General features: G+C 60.6%; 13 protein-coding genes and 1 tRNA gene. 2 read left to right on the top strand and 12 right to left on the bottom strand.

Translation table 11 applies throughout. The features are described from left to right. Positions 1-2: 2 nt before the first annotated feature. From P8Y64_00195 to P8Y64_00175, 5 genes are all read right to left on the bottom strand, one after another. The gene (locus P8Y64_00195) at positions 3-2,237 is read right to left on the bottom strand and encodes a TonB-dependent receptor (protein MEJ2058894.1); all 2,235 of its coding nucleotides are present in this window, start codon (positions 2,235-2,237) and stop codon (positions 3-5) included. A 132-nt stretch (positions 2,238-2,369) separates the two neighbouring features. After that, a complete protein-coding gene (locus P8Y64_00190) occupies positions 2,370-3,638 on the bottom strand; it encodes a porin (protein MEJ2058893.1) in 1,269 nt (422 codons plus the stop codon). Positions 3,639-4,093: 455 nt separating this feature from the next. Next, positions 4,094-4,795 (bottom strand): c-type cytochrome, encoded by a 702-nt coding sequence (locus tag P8Y64_00185; GenBank protein MEJ2058892.1) that lies wholly within the window; start codon positions 4,793-4,795, stop codon positions 4,094-4,096. A gap of 214 nt (positions 4,796-5,009) precedes the next feature. Then, complete coding sequence (locus P8Y64_00180; protein ID MEJ2058891.1) at positions 5,010-5,867, bottom strand: quinoprotein dehydrogenase-associated putative ABC transporter substrate-binding protein; 858 nt, start codon at positions 5,865-5,867, stop codon at positions 5,010-5,012. Positions 5,868-5,947: 80 nt separating this feature from the next. After that, the gene (locus tag P8Y64_00175) at positions 5,948-7,741 is read right to left on the bottom strand and encodes a methanol/ethanol family PQQ-dependent dehydrogenase (GenBank protein ID MEJ2058890.1); all 1,794 of its coding nucleotides are present in this window, start codon (positions 7,739-7,741) and stop codon (positions 5,948-5,950) included. Positions 7,742-8,888: 1,147 nt separating this feature from the next. Between P8Y64_00175 and P8Y64_00170 the strand changes: the two genes are divergently transcribed. Continuing rightward, complete coding sequence (locus P8Y64_00170) at positions 8,889-10,562, top strand: NAD(P)H-dependent oxidoreductase subunit E (GenBank protein ID MEJ2058889.1); 1,674 nt, start codon at positions 8,889-8,891, stop codon at positions 10,560-10,562. Beyond that, on the top strand, positions 10,562-13,348 hold the full coding sequence (fdhF, locus tag P8Y64_00165) for a formate dehydrogenase subunit alpha (protein ID MEJ2058888.1): 2,787 nt from the start codon (positions 10,562-10,564) through the stop codon (positions 13,346-13,348). The genes P8Y64_00170 and fdhF overlap by 1 nt, the downstream gene beginning before the upstream one ends. Before the next feature lie 187 nt (positions 13,349-13,535). Here the strand turns inward: fdhF and P8Y64_00160 are convergent. The 7 genes from P8Y64_00160 to rpmI all read right to left on the bottom strand — a co-directional run bounded on the left by P8Y64_00160 (position 13,536) and on the right by rpmI (position 18,439). Beyond that, positions 13,536-13,612, bottom strand: a tRNA-Pro gene (locus P8Y64_00160). Between the two features lie 47 nt (positions 13,613-13,659). Beyond that, positions 13,660-14,016 carry a MerR family transcriptional regulator gene (locus P8Y64_00155; GenBank protein ID MEJ2058887.1) on the bottom strand — a complete coding sequence of 119 codons (357 nt, stop codon included), beginning with the start codon at positions 14,014-14,016 and terminating at the stop codon, positions 13,660-13,662. Next, a complete protein-coding gene (gene ihfA, locus P8Y64_00150) occupies positions 13,994-14,296 on the bottom strand; it encodes an integration host factor subunit alpha (protein MEJ2058886.1) in 303 nt (100 codons plus the stop codon). Before ihfA ends, P8Y64_00155 begins: the two co-directional genes overlap by 23 nt. Before the next feature lie 3 nt (positions 14,297-14,299). Then, on the bottom strand, positions 14,300-16,681 hold the full coding sequence (pheT, locus tag P8Y64_00145) for a phenylalanine--tRNA ligase subunit beta (protein MEJ2058885.1): 2,382 nt from the start codon (positions 16,679-16,681) through the stop codon (positions 14,300-14,302). 54 nt (positions 16,682-16,735) lie between these two features. Continuing rightward, a complete protein-coding gene (gene pheS / locus P8Y64_00140) occupies positions 16,736-17,752 on the bottom strand; it encodes a phenylalanine--tRNA ligase subunit alpha (GenBank protein ID MEJ2058884.1) in 1,017 nt (338 codons plus the stop codon). 117 nt (positions 17,753-17,869) lie between these two features. Beyond that, a complete protein-coding gene (gene rplT, locus P8Y64_00135) occupies positions 17,870-18,229 on the bottom strand; it encodes a 50S ribosomal protein L20 (GenBank protein ID MEJ2058883.1) in 360 nt (119 codons plus the stop codon). Positions 18,230-18,241: 12 nt separating this feature from the next. After that, positions 18,242-18,439: a 50S ribosomal protein L35 gene (gene rpmI, locus P8Y64_00130; protein MEJ2058882.1), complete on the bottom strand. Its 198-nt coding sequence runs from the start codon at positions 18,437-18,439 to the stop codon at positions 18,242-18,244. Between the last annotated feature and the right edge of the window lie 9 nt (positions 18,440-18,448).

Genomic DNA, 18,448 nt, shown 5'->3' with positions numbered 1-18,448 from the left:
GACTAAAGCAGCTGCGAAGAGTAGCGGACTCCGAGCCAGGCCCCGAAAGGGGCCCCCACGGAACGGAATTGCGTCGACTCCCCCCCGGCCGGATCGAAACTGCCGCCGGGGCCGGTAAAATCGTTCGCCCCCAACACACCGAGCGAATAGTACTTGGTGTCGAACAGATTGCTCACCTGCAGGAAGGCCCGCCAGCGCCGCGCCACGCGATAGCTGGCATCCAGGCCGGCCACCACGTAACCGGGCACCTTGCCATGTACATCGCGGTTGTTTTCGTCGCCGCGGGCATATTGGCCTGACTGGGCCTGGATGATGGTGCTTACGCGCAGCCGGCCCGTGAATGGATAGGAAAGACGTAGTTTGAAAACATGCGGCGGAATACCCGGCACGTGATCACCGGGCTGCACCGTGATCAGCCCGCTACCGTCGGCACTGGAGTTATCCGGACTCGCCTCGGTAAACGCCGCCTGGAAGGTGGCATCGGTGTAGGTGTACTGGGCGGTCAGCCCAAGGCGGCCGATGGCGCCGTTAATGCTCAGCTCCACGCCCTGATGGCGCGTCTCCGGTACGTTCTGGAAATAGCCTTGCAAACCGTTAAGACTGATGAACTCGATGTCGTCATGCAGATCCGTGCGGTACAGCGCCGAATGCCAACGCCATCCACCATTGAGGCGGCCGCGCGCGCCCAGTTCCCAGGTCTTTGATATCACCGGCCGCAATCCGGGGTCCGAGAGGAAATTGTTCGGCAGCGTACACGGCGCATTCGGGTCGGCGCAGGTCAACTCGACCGGCGTGGGTGTGCGCATACCCTCACTGTAGCTGACATAAGTATCCAGGCCGCGTCGTGGCGTGATATTCAATCCCACGGCCGGATTGAAACGCGAGAAATCATGCTCGCCGTTGAGCGCCGTTCCGAGCTTGTCCAGCAGGCGGACATGGGCCCAGTTGTATCGCCCGGCCAACGTCAGCGTCGTACGCTTTCCCAATCCCAGTGTGTCGTAGGCATAAAGTCCGTAATAACGATTGCGGGCCGTCAGCCGCGTTTGCAACACATATGGCGCGAAACCCACGGTTTCACGCGCGGATGTTATCTGTGTGGGTTGTTCCTTCTGATTGAAATCCGTATCGGCCAGGTCGGCGGTCCCGCCCAGCACCAGCCTGCTGCGGATGGATTTTCCACCCTGGTGAATGATCAGGCGCAATGTACCCCCATAACCGTTTTCCTTAGTGTTTGAGCGGTCGTTCAGGCCCGGGCTGTTAGCGGCGCTTACAGGCTGCAAGGAATCGAATGCATCATTGACGTTACTGTCCAGCTCGCCCGAATCCAGACGCCGGAAATACACGTTTCCGGCCAAGGCCAGTGCATCGCTAAACTGATGACGTCCGGTGGTATTGAGAAACAGCAGATGATGCGTGGCATAGTCCGGCCAGGTATAGGACTGGCGGGGTTTGTCCAGCATCGCCAGGGGTAATGTCTGGGCACCACTCAGGCGGGTGTCGGCGCTCGTGATGCTCAGGTTCAATTTGGTCCGCGCACCGCGATAGCCGACCTTTGCGAACGCCTGCGCCACGTCGCTCGGATTGTGCTCCGCCCATCCGTCGCTGTGTACACCGTTGACGGTCGCGAAATAATCGTATCGGCCGCTGCTTCCGCCGCCCTCGACCTGCAGGCCGTAACGCCCGAACGAGCCGCCAAAGACCTTCGCCGCCACGCCCGGAAAATCGGCCCCGGATTTGGTCGTCACCACCACGGAACCGCCCAGGGAATTCAGACCGAACATCGGATTCGAACCCGGCACCATGCTCACGGATTCGATGGCCGATTCGGGGATCAGATCCCAGTTCACTACATCGCCGAAGGGTTCGTTCACGCGCACGCCGTCGACGTATATCGACAGCCCCTGGGGCGTTCCAAGCACAGGTGAGGCGGTAAACCCGCGAAAACTGATGTCCGGCTGATAGGGATTGTTCTGGGCGTCATTGACCGTCACGCCATTGAGGTTGTCGCTGAGGAACTTCGAGGCGTTCAACGGTTCCTGCTTGCGGATGGCGGCTGCATTCTGAGTCTGCACACCGAACGGCAGCTGGCTTGAGTCGACACCGATTCCGGGTATGCCCGGTCGCGACGTGGTCACGTCGATAGACATTACCGAGGTACCGTTGGCAGCCATGGCCGGAACCCACAATGCCGCCAAGGCGGCGAACATGAAACATTGGGGCAGGCGCCGAATCAGCATGGTATGGCAACCGGGTTTTTCGATACCGGCAGATAGATGACGGCGCCGGCCCGATGAGAATTTGAAAAAACGAGACGGCAGCGCCCGCAGGCGCCACCGTCCAAATTGTGCCCAATGGAGCACGTACCCACCCTAAAAGAACAGGATTGCACCGGCGGCGACGGCATTATCCTTGACGCTGTCTCCCGCCTGATTCTTGGCCGTGGTATGCGAATATTCCAGCACGGTATGCAGCGACTTCGTCAGCCCATAATACAAACCCGCCACCACCGAATCGTTCTTCTTGACCAGATTCGGATTGGACGCGGCGGTTTCGTTGGAGGCCAGATCGAGCGAGCTTTCGCCGTAACTCAGGCCGAACTTGGGCTTGCCGATCTTATAGGTCGCCTGCACGTACCAGCCGTCCGAATCGCGCTTTTCGAGCTGACCGTTGACATACGCCACCCCGTCGAAACCGATGGCCGTGGTGCCGATACCGTAACCCTTGTAGTAGCTTGCGACACCGCCCAGGGTACCCGGTCCGACGCTGGCGCTGGCCTTACCGCCGACATCGAATGCGTCCGCAGCGACGGTTTCGCCGTTGGGGATCGTGCCACCTGCCGTACTCGAATCGGTGCCGTTTGCCTCGTTACGCTGCCACATGAAGTCCGTCCAGACCTTGCCGCTCACCGCCCCCTTCCAGCTGTAGGTACCCTGCAGCTGGTATCCGGGCTGGCTGATACTGCTCATCTTGGCGCTGTTGTCGTTCCCGGAGAACGGATATTGCTCGAATGGCTGGAAAATACCGCCGGCGAACTGGAATCCGCCAAACTTTGGCGACTTGTAGGATATCTGCGGAATCCAGTCGGCGTAGACGTACCCGACACCGATGCGTCCGAGCGTGGTATTGCCGCCCAGGAATGCGGCGCCGGAACCGACGCCCAGCAGGGTCATGTCGCTGAGTATCGCATCGGACTGAAACAGCCCCAGATCGCGCCCCACCTTGACGGTTCCCAATTGCGGGGTACCGAAGGTCAGGAAATTCTGCCTGACGTTGATGGCCCCGCTGCCGATCCCGCGCTTGCCGGTAATCGAGGTATTCAAACCCGGATAGAATCCGATCGTACCCGCGATGTCGATTCCTTCCTGTTTGGTCTTGACCGTGAAAACGATGGCGCTCGGCAGCAGCCCGGACTCGATCGACGTCACATTGTGGCCGTCAACGCCGGTATTGCACGCCAAACCGCCTTCCACGGATGTCGCACTATGATCGCAGGAGTTGTAATCCAGAAAACCGTTCACGTTTCCGTTCACGTCCAATTGCCATTGGTCTGCCTGCAGGCTGACCGCATCCGCCGAGGTTGCCAAACCCAAAGCGATGGCGCCCGCCAAGGCGGCGGCAACATATCTACGCTTAGTCATTTACAATAACCTCCACACTGAATGGCGGCGGCTGTCAAACGTGTATGGCCGCCGGTTATGGGGTGGAGACAAGATCCCCTTGTCCGGTACCCGGTGTACGGGCGAAAATCTCGGCCATCCTGAGCCTTAAGCCCTTTGGAACCCCATTGGGCCGCAGGATAAGCGTGATAAATTACCTGCGGCCCGACCGTCAATGGCGTTACTACTGCCTTTGTTTTCGAGCCAGGGATAGCCGTTACGTGCTAATCACCTGGCTCATATTTATGAAACGGATATGCGTGACGAAATGGGGCTGTTTGACAATCAATTCCTCGTGGCGCGGTTACGATGCATGACAGCGGACGTCCGTCATTCGGGCCGGGGAACACGAACTCAAATGCATGGTACGGTTCCCCTGACATACAGCACGTCTCGGTTACGAGACACCGGTCCTGCCGGCAAGGCATCCCCTGGCATCATTCCGGGGGACGGCCCTCGGCCACCAGCTTTACGCTGCGCGCCTTGACATACTCATAAATCGCATTGATTTCCTTCGGTGAAAAGAAACCCGCCCAGCTCGGCATGCCTTTCGCCTTACGGCCGACCATGGCGGTATCTATAAACTGTTTTTCGGTCATTCCGTTGGCCAGAGATTGCCTCAGGTCTGGCGCATACTCCCCGCCCAAAGCATCCGGGCCGTGACAGCGGAAACAGTAGGAGTTGAACAGCTCATAACCGCGGAACACGGATTTGGTCACCTTCTTGGTTCCCGGTTTGAAAACCGCAAAGGAAACGTGGACCTTCTTTCCATCCACCGTATAGGTATGGGTCTTTTTGCTGTTCGTCGACACAGCCTGGCCGGCGGTATTACCCTTCAGCGACAAAACCCAATGCACCACCGTGGTGAGCTGCTTATCGCTTAATTGGGGATGAGGCGGCATCGGGATTTTTCCCCAGGTGCCGACATGACCGTTCTTGACGGCCTTGGTCAATGTAGCCACCGCATCAGGCTTTCCGGCGAAACGCTTGGCTACCGCTTCAAACGCTGGGCCGACGACGGTATGATCCACGGCGTGACAGGAAAAGCAGTCGCTGCCGTGTGCGATACGTTCACCCTCGGGCATGGCCGCGGCGGCCGCCGGGATCATATAGCCTGGCACCAGCGCCAAGAAGATCATTACTCCTCCGTAACGACGTAATTTGGCTTGCACCGTTTTTATTTGCCGTACTCTCATCCTAGGCACCTCTTAACCTACTTTTATGGATCCTGCCGATAGATTTCGGCCGCTTGGCCCACCGGCGTGATCTCTGTAAGGATCGGAAATCACACCGGTGGGAATTACGTTGAACGACACACCTGGTCCGTTCTTAAAACTTGTCCTGTTTTCGTACTTACATCGTCCCGTCAGCGAAACTGCTTTCACCGCTCGCCGTCGGATACAGCTTGACGTTGAACGAATCCAGAACCCTCTTGATCTGGGACTTGTGGGAATTGATCACGGAATCAAGTTCATTTTTCAGGCTGTGATCCTTTGCCCTCACGCCCATGGCTATAGAAAACAGGTAACGCTCGGGCGAACCCGTGGATCGGGTATTGGGTACGCGAACGACTTTCAGATCGGGGTAATCGTGAAGGTAATAGCCGATGGCCGGCTCCCACGTAATGATGACGTCTACCTTCCCATCGCGAACCGCCTGCAACATACTTTTGGGTGACAGATTTTTGTTGTCTGCCACATGGAACTGTTTAGCCTTGAACAGGAGGCCGCGCAGCTTCAATCCGGTCTGAGGCGGCGTGTCCTCTTCATAGCCGATCTTGAGGTGCCTCAGCACCGGTGAATCCATACTCGTAATGTCGTAATGCTTGTCCTTCTTGAACACGAAGACATAGGACGACTCGTAGTATGGCTTGGTATACAACTCTTCCGGATCGCCGTATGGGATACCCATGACGACGTCGCAATGACCGGCATCCAGGTTCAAGGCCAGAAAATTGGAAAATCCGCCTTGTCCACGAAGCGATGCCCAGTGATATTCGAGCTTACGGCCCATGGCTTTTGCGACAAGTTCCGCAACATGGTTCTCGAAGCCTTGACCGGCACGATTCGAATAAGGCATGTAATCAGGGTCAGCGCATACACGTAACGGTTGCTCGGATGCAACCGCCGACTGGGCCATCATTGCCAATGGCACCAGTACAAGCAGCATAAGAAAAAGATAAGACGGCAACGTCATTGTTTTGTTTGTCATGTTAAAAAAACTCCTCCGCCGGCTTTTTTAATCGGGTCCGACACCGGCACGCCGGCGCCGGACCCGTCCACGGTTTGCTCTTAGTTCACTGCGAACACCATCAGGGTTCCACCGAGATTGGTGTATTGCGGCAGGCTCGCATTCAGGCCCACGGCACCCAATCCCGCCGTCGACTTGTGGAGGTTATTGGTCATGCCAATAGCCGCCCAGCCGCCGACACCCGTCAGCACAGCGACGTATTCCTTGCCGTCATGCATATAGGCGATGGGATTGCCGATGATCCCCGAGGGGCAATGGAACTCGTACAGAACCTTGCCGGTCTTCATATCGACCGCACGGAACCAGCCCTTCAGCGTGCCGTAGAAGGCAATGCCGCCGGCAGTGGTCAAGGCACCACCCCAATCCTGGAAGGTGTCGTGAATCTGCCATTTGGTCTTGCCGGACATCGGATCGAAGGCGATGAAGCGGCCACGATAGTTGCCGGGACCAGGATGCATGTTCACGATGGCGCCCACGAACGGGAAACCAGCCTTGTATTTCACCTTGAAGGCCTGATAGTCCATGCACAGATGGTTCAACGGGGCATACACCAGACCGGTGTTCGGATCATAGGAGATCGGCTGCTGATCCTTGTCGCCCTGTGACGACGGGCAGATACCCTTGACGTTGACGCCCGCCTTGGTCATGTACTTCTGATCGAGCTCGGGACGTCCGGTCTTCATGTTGATCCGGTAGGCCCAGTTCACCGACGGGTCGTACTTGTGCGCAGCCAGCAGCTTGCCGTTCACGCGGTCGAGCACATAGGCAAAACCGTTGCGGTCGAAGTGCACCATCGCCGGCGTTTTATGCCCGTGATAATCCACGCTGATGAGAACGCTCTCGTTCACACCGTCGTAGTCCCAACCGTCGTGCGGCGTCATCTGATAAGCCCAGGCCGCCTCACCGGTATCCGGATTACGGGCGATGATGGACATGGACCACTTGTTGTCACCGGGACGCTGACTCGGGTTCCAGGTACCCGGGTTGCCGGTACCGTAGTAAACCAGGTTCAGCTTCGGATCATAGGAATACCAGCCCCAGGTGGTGCCGCCTCCGACTTTCCATTCATCCCCTTTCCATGTCTTCAGGCTGGAATCCCGGCCCACCGGCTTTTGCGTCGCGCCGTTGATGGTCTTGTTGGGATTGAACAGCATCTTGCTATCCGGGCCGGCGCTGTAGGCTCTCCACTCCTTTTTACCCGTTTTAAGGTTGTAGGAGGTCAGATAACCGAGGACGCCGTACTCGCCGCCAGACACGCCGACAAGAACATGATCACGAATAATCAGTGGCGCACCAGTCACCGTCTGACCGAGCTTCGGATCGGCATTCCTTACCTTCCAAATCACCTTGCCGTTGGTGGCGTTCAACGCGTAGATCATGCCATCCAACGCATCGGTGATGATGGTGTTGTCCGCATAGGCCACACCACGGTTGACGACGTCACAGCAGGCTACCGGCGGTGCGTTCGGATCCTTCCTCGGTTCGAACTTCCATGCGATCTTGCCGATGTCGTTCAGGTTGACGGCGTAGACGTAGTTGGGATAGGCCGACTCGAAATACATCATGTCGCCCACCACCAGCGGCTGGCCTTCATGGCCACGCAATGCACCCGTGGACATCGTCCACGCGACGTGCATCTTCTTTACGTTTCCGGTATTGATCTGGTCCAGTTTGCTGAATCGCCAAGCAGAGTAGTTTCCACTCGGCATCACCCATTGATCCGGGTTTTGCGACGCACGTTCGAGCCCTTCGTTGGCCACTGCAGATGCAGCCATCAGCGAACCGAACAAACAAAGGCTCGTCGTCGCCAATACGACTTTCAATTTCGCATACATGATCTACTCCTCCACATATTGCCCTCTCTTCGCAGTTCGGCGTTTGTGCAGATACCAGACCAACAAGGTATTGGTCCCTGGTCAGACGCATCCCCTAATGTCTGAACACGGACCCATCTCACTACACCGAACCGTACCTTTAAGCTCACGGATCGACCCGCTTGAAACTGCAATCCATATACGTCGATCCAACCACGCTTCGTTTGCTTAACGATGGACAGAAACCGTCATCGCTCTACACCGGGTGTTTCATCCCTGATCGACAAACAACGCGATATGCACCGGGCTCACAAAGTAAAAGCACTAACTATGCCAGTGAGGAATATGCGGGAACGGCACACCCATGCCGCCGTGTGGACATCTATTGAGAAAACCTTTGCTGTAACGCAGGCGTTGGCAGCCGCAGCGAAAAGCATTGCCGGACCGAAGCTCCCGACTTCAGGTATCGGGTGCGGCAGTGGTGAAACACTCTGTAACACGGGTGGGACGGCCAGACTGAACGCCTGACTCACGTATACGGGCATCAACAATACGGGATGCGCTTTTCCTTACCCTCAACGGCAATCTTCCCGAAACCGGCGACCGGAGGACTAACCTACAAATCTGAGCCGCCACATGGCAGGAACAAACGTGCGCCGCAAACGCCACACCGGCGTCCCGTCTCTGACACACGGGCAGAAATCCGAAATGGCCGGAATCACTCTGTCCGCGAGGCTGTCAAATCCTTTTGAGTGGCACCGTTCTTGCTTTTTAAGGGCTCAGGATGGATTGCATGCTCGACGCTGCCCGACCGGACGTGCCCGGTGCAGATGCCAAGACATCCCAGGAAAATCCCGCGACCGGGAGTGAATAAATGAAAATAGGGATACAAAGGGGTGGCAATTACTAGCAAACCGCCACTTCGGCTGTTTTGCACAGCCAAGCGGGAAACTTGGCACCAGGCGGGGCGTCAAAATAACGGATCAGACTTAACCCAACAGTAACCAACAGGCATTCCTGGCGCATGCCAGCATTAACGCGACGGTTCACCACGAGAAACAATGTTGCGCACAGGTGTTGTTGCAATGCGCGTTTATCACAGGCACATCGAATTCGCACCTAGAATTCACCTATAAAGTCATCGTTTCGCCGCCAACAGGAGGTGACCATGGCAAATGTCCACCCCATGCGCCGACGACTGCGCCCCCACCCCAAAGGACGCCAGGTCGATCCGCAGGTAGCTGAAGAGGCCCGCACCCTTACCGCCGGCCTCCCCCAAGAGCGGGCATGGCTCATCGAACACCTGCATTGTATTCAGGATCATTTCGGGCATCTGCCCGGCGATCATCTCGTGGCGCTTGCCCGTGAACTGCACATGGCGCCGGTTGAAGTCTACGAGGTGGCGAGCTTCTATCACCATTTCGATGTCGTCGCGCACGGCGAGGAGGCACCGCCCGCCGTTACCGTACGCGTCTGCGATTCGGTCACCTGCGCCCTGTTCGGGGCGGAAGAACTGGCGAACACCCTGCAGCAGCGACTCGGCAGCGAGGTACGTGTGCAGCGCGTTTCCTGTGTCGGCCGTTGCGACCAGGCACCGGTCGCCGTAGTCGGCCAGAATCCGGTGACGAACGCCGGCATCGACGAGGTCACCGCCACGGTGGCCCGCAGCGAAACCGATGCGCCCATGCCCGATGCATGCGACTACCGGACCTATCGCAACAACGGCGGTTACGCACTATGCAGGGCGCTGGAGCGTGGCGAACTTTCCGCGGAAAGCGTGCTTCAGGCGATCGAAGGCGCCGGCCTGCGCGGCCTGGGTGGTGCGGGTTTTCCCACAGCACGCAAGTGGCACATCCTGCTCGACCAGCCCGCGCCGCGCATCATCGCGATCAACATCGACGAGGGAGAGCCCGGCACCTTCAAGGATCTCCACTATTTAAGCCGCGATCCCCACCGCTTTCTCGAAGGCGCCCTGATCGCCGCCCAGGTGATCGGTGCCGACGACATATACATCTATCTGCGCGACGAATACGCCGGTGCACGCCGGATGCTCGAGCACGAACTCGCCGCACTGCAGGCCGACCCACCCTGCCGCCTGCCGAACCTGTATCTGCGTCGCGGTGCCGGCGCCTACATCTGTGGCGAGGAATCGGCCATGATCGAATCCATCGAAGGAAAGCGCGGCATGCCCCGGCTACGCCCCCCGTTTGTGGCGCAAAACGGCGTATTCGGCCGACCCACGCTCGAGCACAACATGGAAACCCTGCACTGGGTGCGCGACATTGTCGAAAAAGGGGCGGAATGGTTCGCGTCGCAGGGCCGGCACGGCCGCCACGGACTGCGCAGTTACTCGGTAAGCGGCCGCATCACCGAGCCGGGGGTCAAGCTCGCGCCGGCCGGCATCACCGTGCGCGAACTCATCGACGAATACTGCGGCGGCATGCTGCCCGGCCACACCTTCTACGCCTACTTCCCCGGCGGTGCCTCGGGCGGCATCCTGCCCGCCAGCCTTGGCGACATCCCGCTGGATTTCGGCACCATGGAGGAACACGGCTGCTTTATCGGTTCGGCGGCGATCATCGTGTTATCGGACCACGATCGTGCCCGCGACGCCGCGTTCAATGCCATGCGCTTTTTCGCCCACGAATCATGCGGCAAATGCACGCCCTGCCGCGTCGGCACGGCCAAGGCGGCCGACCTGATGACCGAACCGCGCTGGGACCGCGGGCGTCTCGACGATCTCGCCCAGGTCATGGCCGATGCATCGATCTGCGGCCTCGGGCAGGCCGCACCCAATCCGCTGCGCTGCATTTTCAAATACTTTCCCGAGGAGGTGGACTGATGGCTGCCAATCCGGACACGCTTACCGAAATCGCCTTCACCCTCGACGGCCGCGAATTACGCGCCCGTCCCGATGAAACCATTCTCCAGGCCGCCCGCCGGCACGGCACCGACATTCCCCACCTGTGCTACACGGACGGCTTGCGCATCGACGGCAACTGCCGGGCCTGCATGGTGGAGATCGAAGGCGAACGCACGCTGCAACCGGCCTGCTATCGCAAACCGACCGAAGGCATGACGGTGAAATCGGCTTCGCCGCGCGCCCGCCAGGCGCAAAGCCTGGTGCTGGAACTGCTCGGCGCCGACATGCCCGACGAGACCTACAACCCGTCCAGCGAGCTTGCCTACTGGCAGCGCGAACTTTCCCTCGGCGCGCCGCGGTTCGCGCGCCGCACGGAACCCACCGCCGACCTGTCCCACCCCGGCATCGCCGTGCGCCTGGACGCCTGCATCCAGTGCACGCGCTGCCTGCGCGCCTGCCGCGAAGAGCAGAACAACGACGTCATCGGCTATGCGCATCGCGGCGCCGAGTCCGCCATTGTCTTCGATCTTGCCGACCCCATGGGCGAGTCATCCTGCGTGGGCTGCGGTGAATGCGTCCAGGCGTGCCCGACCGGCGCGCTCATGCCCGCCAATGACGTCGGGCTGGAACAGCCCGAACGCGACGTGGAAACCGTCTGCCCTTACTGCGGGGTGGGCTGCCTGGTCACCGCCCACGTCAAGGACAACCGCATCCTGTGGATGGATGGGCGCGACGGCCCATCGAATCACAACCGCCTGTGCGTCAAGGGACGTTACGGCTTCGACTACGTCCACAATCCGGCCCGCCTGACCAAGCCCTTGATTCGCCGCGAGGGCGTGCCGCGCCCCGGACCGGACGACGTCCTGGAAGCCACCCCGGAACGCCTGGCCGCCACCTTCCGCGAGGTGAGCTGGGAAGAGGCCCTGGAATACGCCGCCGCGGGTCTGCGCCGCATACACGAACAGCACGGGCCTTCCGCCCTGGCCGGTTTCGGTTCCGCCAAGGGCACCAATGAAGAGGCCTATTTGTTCCAAAAGCTGGTGCGCACCGGATTCGGTACCAACAACGTCGACCACTGCACACGCCTGTGCCACGCCTCATCGGTCGCCGCGCTGCAGGAGATGGTCGGCTCGGGCGGCGTCTCCAACCAGGTCGCCGAGGTCGCCGACACCGACGTCATCCTGGTCATCGGCGCCAATGCCGCCGAAAACCATCCGGTGGCCGCCACCTACATCAAAAACGCAGCCCGTGCCGGCGCCACGCTCATCGTCGCCGATCCGCGCCGCACCCTGCTTGCGCTGAACGCCGACCACGTCCTGCAATTCAACCCCGACACCGACGTCGCCCTGCTCAATGCCCTGCTCAACGTGATTATCGAGGAAGGCATGGTGGACGAAGCGTTCGTCGCGCGCCGCACGACCGGCTTCGATGCCCTCAAGGACCACGTCGCCCACTACACGCCGGAGCGTGTGGCGCCCATTTGTGGCATTCCCGCCGAGCGCCTGCGCGAGGTCGCACGGCTTTACGGGAGTGCGCCTGACGCGATGATCTTCTGGGGCATGGGCATCGCGCAAAGCGTGCACGGCACCGACAATGCGCGCGCGCTGATCTCGCTTGCCCTGATCACCGGCCACATCGGCCGCCGCGCCAACGGCCTGCATCCGCTGCGCGGCCAGAACAACGTGCAGGGCGCCTCGGACGTCGGGCTCATTCCGATGGTACTACCCGACTACACCCCGGTCGGCAACGCGGAAAACCGCGCCCGCTTCGAGGCCGCCTGGAACGTGACCCTGGATCCGGAGCCGGGCCTGACCGTGGTGGAAATCATGCACGCCGCCAACGAACGGAAAATCCGCGGCATGTACATCATGGGCGAAAACCCGGCCATGTCCGACCCGAACCTTCATCACGCGCGTACCGGCCTGCAGCGCCTCGAACATCTGGTGGTACAGGAGATTTTCCCCACCGAAACCGCGCTCTACGCCGACGTCGTTCTGCCCGCCTCGGCCCTGTTCGAAAAAAGCGGTACGGTGACCAACACCGACCGCCGCGTGCAGTTCCTGCGTCCCGCGCTCGAACCGCCCGGCGAAGCGCGCCAGGACCTGTGGATCGTGCAGGAGTTGGCACGCCGACTGGGATTGGACTGGCAGTACGAGGGCCCGCGCGAGGTGTTTGCCGAGCTGCGTACGGTGATGCCCTCCATCGCAGGCATCACCTGGGAACGCCTGGAAGAGAGCGATTCGGTCACCTACCCCTGCCGTCACGAGGGCGACCCCGGTGACGGGGTGGTGTTCCAGAGCGACTTTCCGACCGCTGACGGTCGCGCGCAACTCTCGCCGGCGACCTACGCCCACGGTCCCGAACTGCCCGACAACGATTATCCGCTGGTGCTCATCACCGGGCGTCAGCTCGAGCACTGGCACACCGGCGCCATGACGCGTCGCGCCACGGTACTGGACGCCATCGAACCCCTGCCCACGGTGAGCCTGCACCCGGAAAGCCTGGCGCGTTTCGGGCTGAATGCGGGCGACGCCATCACCGTGGAATCGCATCACGGCACCGTCACCGCCTATGCGCGTGCCGACGATGCACTCATGCCCGGCCAGCTGTTCCTGCCATTTGCCTACCGCGAGGCCGCCGCCAACCTGCTGACCGGCGACACGCTGGACCCCTACGGCAAGATCCCGGGTTTCAAGTTCACCGCGGCCGCGGTAAGGATACGCGCCGCCGCACCCGCGGAAACGACGCATTTGACGATGAACTGAGCAAAAGCCTGCCGTTTCGCACGCCATTCGGCACGAAACTGCGAAACAGGCCCGCAGAACATAGGAAAAAGAAAAAGGAGAGGATCAGGAACGAATCAAGATGGCAGTGAACACACTGCCATCTTGATTCAAGGGAATCGATCAGCGGGCGATGCGCCCGGATCCCGTTAATTCCGGAGGGGAAATTTGGTCGGGGCGAGAGGATTTGAACCTCCGACCACCTGAACCCCATTCAGGTGCGCTACCAGGCTGCGCTACGCCCCGAAGGCTGCGAAGAATACCCGATCAGGGCGGGTATGAAAAGCGCGCGGTCAGCGCTTGAGCAGATGCAGCAGCTCTTCCATCTCCTGGCGCAGCTGACGGATGATCTGCTGGCTTTGAGAAGCGTCTTCGCGCACCTCATCGCCGGCCAGTTTCTGCCGTGCACCACCGATGGTGTAGCCCTGCTCGTACAGCAGGCTGCGAATCTGCCGAATCAGGATAACGTCGTGGCGCTGGTAGTAACGACGGTTACCACGCCGTTTGACAGGCTTTAACGAGGGGAATTCCTGCTCCCAATAACGCAGTACGTGCGGTTTGACACCGCAAAGCTCGCTAACCTCTCCAATGGTGAAATATCGTTTGCCAGGGATGGCTGGCAGTTCGTTATTGTTCCCGGCTTCCAGCATAGGCCTCGACCCGCGCTTTTAGTTTTTGTCCAGGACGGAAGGTCACGACCCGTCGCGCTGTAATCGGTATTTCTTCACCCGTCTTGGGATTCCGCCCCGGACGCTGGTTTTTGTCCCTGAGCATGAAATTCCCAAAGCCCGACAATTTGACCTGCTCTCCCGCCTGCAGAGCATTGCGGACTTCCTCGAAAAACATCTCGACCAGCTCTTTGGCCTCACGTTTATTGAGACCGAGCTCTTCGAACAACCGCTCAGCCATATCAGCCTTGGTCAATGCCATGAACTATACCCTTAATTCGGCGCCGACGTCTGCCCCCAACCGAGAGATGAGACGCGAGACGATCGTCTCCACGTCCTCGTCACTAAGGGTGCGCGATAAGTCCTGTAAAATCAAGCTAAAAGCGAAACTTTTTCGACCATTAGGTACGCCCTCCCCTCTATATACATCAAAAACATAAAAATCCTGAAGTTCGGGAATAGATTCAGCCTGAATTGCGTCGCGCAGCTGGGCGTAGGAAACCTTCTCGTCCACCACAATCGCCAGATCGCGCCGGATAGCGGGATAACGCGAAAGTGGTGCAAAAGCAGGGACTTGGCCAACGTCAAAGGTATCGAGATCGAGCTCGAACAGGTAGATCGGGCCCGCCAGATCAAGCGCAGCCTCGATTTCCGGATGCAACGCCCCGAGACAACCGGCGCACCGACCGTCGATGCGGATCTCGGCGGCCTGGCCGGGGTGCAACGCAGGATTGTCGGTCAACGGCACGTAATCGCGTGCCGACAGGCGAGCCCGCGAGAACAGGGCCTCGAGGTCGGCCTTGAGATCGTAAAAGTCGACGTCCGCCGCAGCCTCGCCCCACTGGGTAGGATAACGCGCTCCTGAAACCAGCCCAGAAAGCGTATTTATTTGTTTTAATTCATTGGCTTGCATAACAAACCTGAGACCCGACTCGAAAATACGGACACGCGCTTGCTGGCGATTCAGGTTGCGTTGCAGGGCGCGCAGCAGGCCCGACCAGAGGGAGCTGCGCATGACGGAGAGTTCGCTGGAGATCGGGTTGGCCAGGTGGAACCTGTCCGAGTCCGGCGCCAGCAGGGCTTCGATGTCCTGATCCACGAAGCTGTAGGTGATCGCCTCCTGGTAGCCCAGGGTGACCAGCTGCTCGCGCAGGATGTCCAGGGGCAGAATCCGTTCCGGACGCCCGACAATCGCCTGGGGGCCGCCGATCGGCACCGCCGCCGGAATGGCCTCATAACCGTGGACCCGCGCCAGCTCCTCGATCAGATCCACCTCGATGGACAGGTCGAAGCGCCAGCTCGGCGGGATGACCGACCAGCCGCCCTCGGCCGGCTCGATCTCGCAGCCAAGCCCGCGCAGGATCGTCTCGACCTCCTTGCCGTCCAGCACCACGCCAAGAACTCGTTCAATACCTGAACTTCTTAGCGTAAGAGTTTGTTTTTTATCGTATTTTGATTCATAAGCCTGCTTAATGGCCGGACCCGGCGTACCGCCCGCAATCTGCAGGATCAAGGCCGTGGCCCGCTCAACCGCGATGGCCTGCAGCGCCGGATCCACGCCGCGTTCGAAGCGGTGGGAGGAATCCGTATGCAGCCCGAAGCGGCGGGCACGGCCGGCAATGGCCTCCGGAGTGAAAAAGGCGCTTTCGAGAAAGATGTCGCTCGTCTGCGCGCCCACCCCGCTGTGCTGGCCGCCCATGACTCCGGCCAGCGCCAAGGGGCCGCCGGCGTCGGCGATCACCAGACAATCCGGATTGAGCTTGAGAGTCTGGCCGTCGAGCAGGACGATCTCCTCCCCCGCCTGCGCCATCCGCACGCGGATACCTTCCTTGATCTGCGCCAGATCGAAGGCGTGCATCGGCTGGCCCAACTCGAGCATGACGTAATTGGTCACATCGACGAACGGGCCCAGGGAACGGATCCCGCAGCGACGCAGGCGCTCCTGCATCCACAGCGGCGTGACCGCCTGCGGATCGACGCCCCGGATCACCCGCCCCACGTAAACGGGACAGGCCTCGGGGGCCTGGATCTCCACCGGCAGCTCGGCCTCGCAGGCCGGCTCGACCGGTTCGATCTCGGTTTCGTTCAGCGGCCGCCCGCTCAGCAGGGCCACTTCGCGTGCCACGCCGGCAAGGCTGAGACAATCGGCGCGGTTGGGGGTGAGATCCACTTCGAGCACGGCGTCATCCAGACCCATCGCCTGGCGCAGGTCCTGCCCGACTTCGAGATCGGCGGGCAGCTCCATCAGGCCGCTGGAGGTCTCGGCAAGCCCCAGTTCGCTGGCGGAGCACAGCATGCCGCTGGACTCCACGCCGCGCAGCTTGGCCTTGCGGATGGTCATGCCGCCGGGCAGGCGGGCACCCACCTGGGCAAACGGCGCCAGCATATCGGCATGGACATTGGCCGCCCCACAGACGACCTGCAGCGGACTCCCGGTACCGGCATCGACCTGACAGACCCGCAGCTTGTCGGCATCCGGATGGGGCGCGATCTCGGTCACCCGCCCGACGACGATGCCTTCGAAGGCGGGCGCGGCCGGCTCAAGGCTATCAAGCTCCAGCCCCGCCATGCTGAGACGGTCGCCCAGTGCCTGAGGCGTCAGACCGTGCTCGACCCACTCCTTCAGCCAGGAATTCGGAAATTTCATGCTCGCTCTACCCTGCTTTATTGCCGCAGACGAGGCCCTGCCCCGTCGGCGGCTTTAGAACTGTTTCAGGAATCTCAGGTCGTTCTCGAAAAAGAGACGCAGATCGTCCACGCCGTAGCGCAGCATCGCCATGCGTTCCACGCCCAGACCGAAGGCGAAACCGGTGTAGCGTTCGCTGTCGATGTCCACGTGCGAGAACACCGCCGGATGAACCATGCCGCAACCCATGATCTCCAGCCAGCCGGTGTGACTGCACACGCGGCAGCCTTCGCCACCGCACATCACGCATTGGATGTCGACCTCGGCCGAGGGCTCGGTGAACGGGAAGTAGGAAGGACGGAAGCGGGTACGCAGGTCATCCTGCTCGAAAAAGGCGCGCAGGAACTGGCTGAGCACACCTTTCAGATCGGCGAAGCTGATGCCCTCGTCGACCATCAGTCCCTCGATCTGGTGGAACATGGGGCTGTGGGTCAGGTCCGAATCGCAGCGGTACACACGCCCCGGCGCGATAACCCGCAGCGGTGGCTGGGAATGCTCCATGACGCGCACCTGTACCGGCGAGGTGTGGGTGCGCAGCAGGCGCCCGTCCGGGAAATAGAAGGTATCGTGCATCGCACGGGCAGGATGATGCGACGGGATGTTGAGCGCCTCGAAGTTGTGGAAGTCGTCCTCGACCTCCGGCCCCTCTGCAACCTGGAAACCGATATGCGTGAACAAGGCCGAGATGCGCTGGATGGTGCGCGTGACGGGATGCAGATTGCCCGCGGACTGGCCGCGGCCCGGGAGCGTGACGTCGACGGACTCGGCGCTCAGCCGGGCGGCCAGCTTCTCCGCCTCCAGGGCGCTGCGCCGCGACTCCAGGATCTCGGCGACCTGCTGTTTGACCTGGTTGATGGCCTGCCCCGCGGCGGGCCTTTCGTCGGCCGGCAGCCGCCCCAACCCCTTGAGCAACTCGGTCAGCTTGCCCTTCTTACCCAGGTAGTGGACGCGCACCTGGTCCAACGCGGCCATATCGCCGGCTGACTCCACAGCCGACACGGCCTCCGCGCGCAGTTGCTCGATCTCGTTCAAGCTCAACGACTCCCCTAGACTCAAAAAACAAAGGGGAAAGGCCTAGGCCTTTCCCCTTGTCTGCAGTTCGACTGGTTTCGATCGTCGCTCAGGGCAACGATCGGCACGTACCGTCAATCAGTTCGCCAGGGCGGCCTTGGCCTTGTCGGCAATCTGACCGAACGCGGCGATATCGTGCACGGCGAGATCCGCGAGGATCTTGCGGTCGATCTCGATACCGCTCTTGTTCATGCCGTCGATGAGCCGGCTGTAGGACAGACCGAACTGGCGCGCAGCGGCATTGATGCGCACGATCCACAGGCCGCGGAACTGGCGCTTGCGCTGACGACGGTCACGATAGGCATACTGGCCGGCCTTGGTGACCGCCTGGTTGGCAACACGGAAGACGCGCGAGCGGGCGCCGTAATAGCCTTTCGCCTTCTTCAGAACCTTCTTATGACGAGCATGCGCCGTCACACCACGTTTTACTCTGGGCATGTCCCGTACCTCTTAGTTGTAAGGCATCATCTGGCGGACCAGCGGCACGTCGGCAGCCGCCACCTGGGCGCCCGAACGCAGCTGACGCTTCCGCTTGGAGCTCTTCTTGGTCAGGATGTGGCGCAGGTGCGACTGCTTGCACTTGTAGCCGCCGGAAGCGGTACGCTTGAAGCGCTTGGCCGCGCCACGGTTCGTCTTGATCTTGGGCATCTTGACTAC

The organism is Gammaproteobacteria bacterium (genome assembly GCA_037388465.1).
GTDB lineage: Bacteria > Pseudomonadota > Gammaproteobacteria > SpSt-1174 > SpSt-1174 > JARRKE01.
This window is presented reverse-complemented; position numbering and strand designations above follow the sequence as displayed.

What these genes read in the sequence shown, in the direction of transcription:
- P8Y64_00195 (MEJ2058894.1), bottom strand. Translation starts at nt 2,237, where the DNA reads ATGCTGATTCGGCGCCTGCCCCAATGTTTCATGTTCGCCGCCTTGGCG.
- P8Y64_00190 (MEJ2058893.1), bottom strand. Translation starts at nt 3,638, where the DNA reads ATGACTAAGCGTAGATATGTTGCCGCCGCCTTGGCGGGCGCCATCGCT.
- P8Y64_00185 (MEJ2058892.1), bottom strand. Translation starts at nt 4,795, where the DNA reads ATGATCTTCTTGGCGCTGGTGCCAGGCTATATGATCCCGGCGGCCGCC.
- P8Y64_00180 (MEJ2058891.1), bottom strand. Translation starts at nt 5,867, where the DNA reads ATGACAAACAAAACAATGACGTTGCCGTCTTATCTTTTTCTTATGCTG.
- P8Y64_00175 (MEJ2058890.1), bottom strand. Translation starts at nt 7,741, where the DNA reads ATGTATGCGAAATTGAAAGTCGTATTGGCGACGACGAGCCTTTGTTTG.
- P8Y64_00170 (MEJ2058889.1), top strand. Translation starts at nt 8,889, where the DNA reads ATGGCAAATGTCCACCCCATGCGCCGACGACTGCGCCCCCACCCCAAA.
- fdhF (MEJ2058888.1), top strand. Translation starts at nt 10,562, where the DNA reads ATGGCTGCCAATCCGGACACGCTTACCGAAATCGCCTTCACCCTCGAC.
- P8Y64_00155 (MEJ2058887.1), bottom strand. Translation starts at nt 14,016, where the DNA reads ATGCTGGAAGCCGGGAACAATAACGAACTGCCAGCCATCCCTGGCAAA.
- ihfA (MEJ2058886.1), bottom strand. Translation starts at nt 14,296, where the DNA reads ATGGCATTGACCAAGGCTGATATGGCTGAGCGGTTGTTCGAAGAGCTC.
- pheT (MEJ2058885.1), bottom strand. Translation starts at nt 16,681, where the DNA reads ATGAAATTTCCGAATTCCTGGCTGAAGGAGTGGGTCGAGCACGGTCTG.
- rplT (MEJ2058883.1), bottom strand. Translation starts at nt 18,229, where the DNA reads ATGCCCAGAGTAAAACGTGGTGTGACGGCGCATGCTCGTCATAAGAAG.
- rpmI (MEJ2058882.1), bottom strand. Translation starts at nt 18,439, where the DNA reads ATGCCCAAGATCAAGACGAACCGTGGCGCGGCCAAGCGCTTCAAGCGT.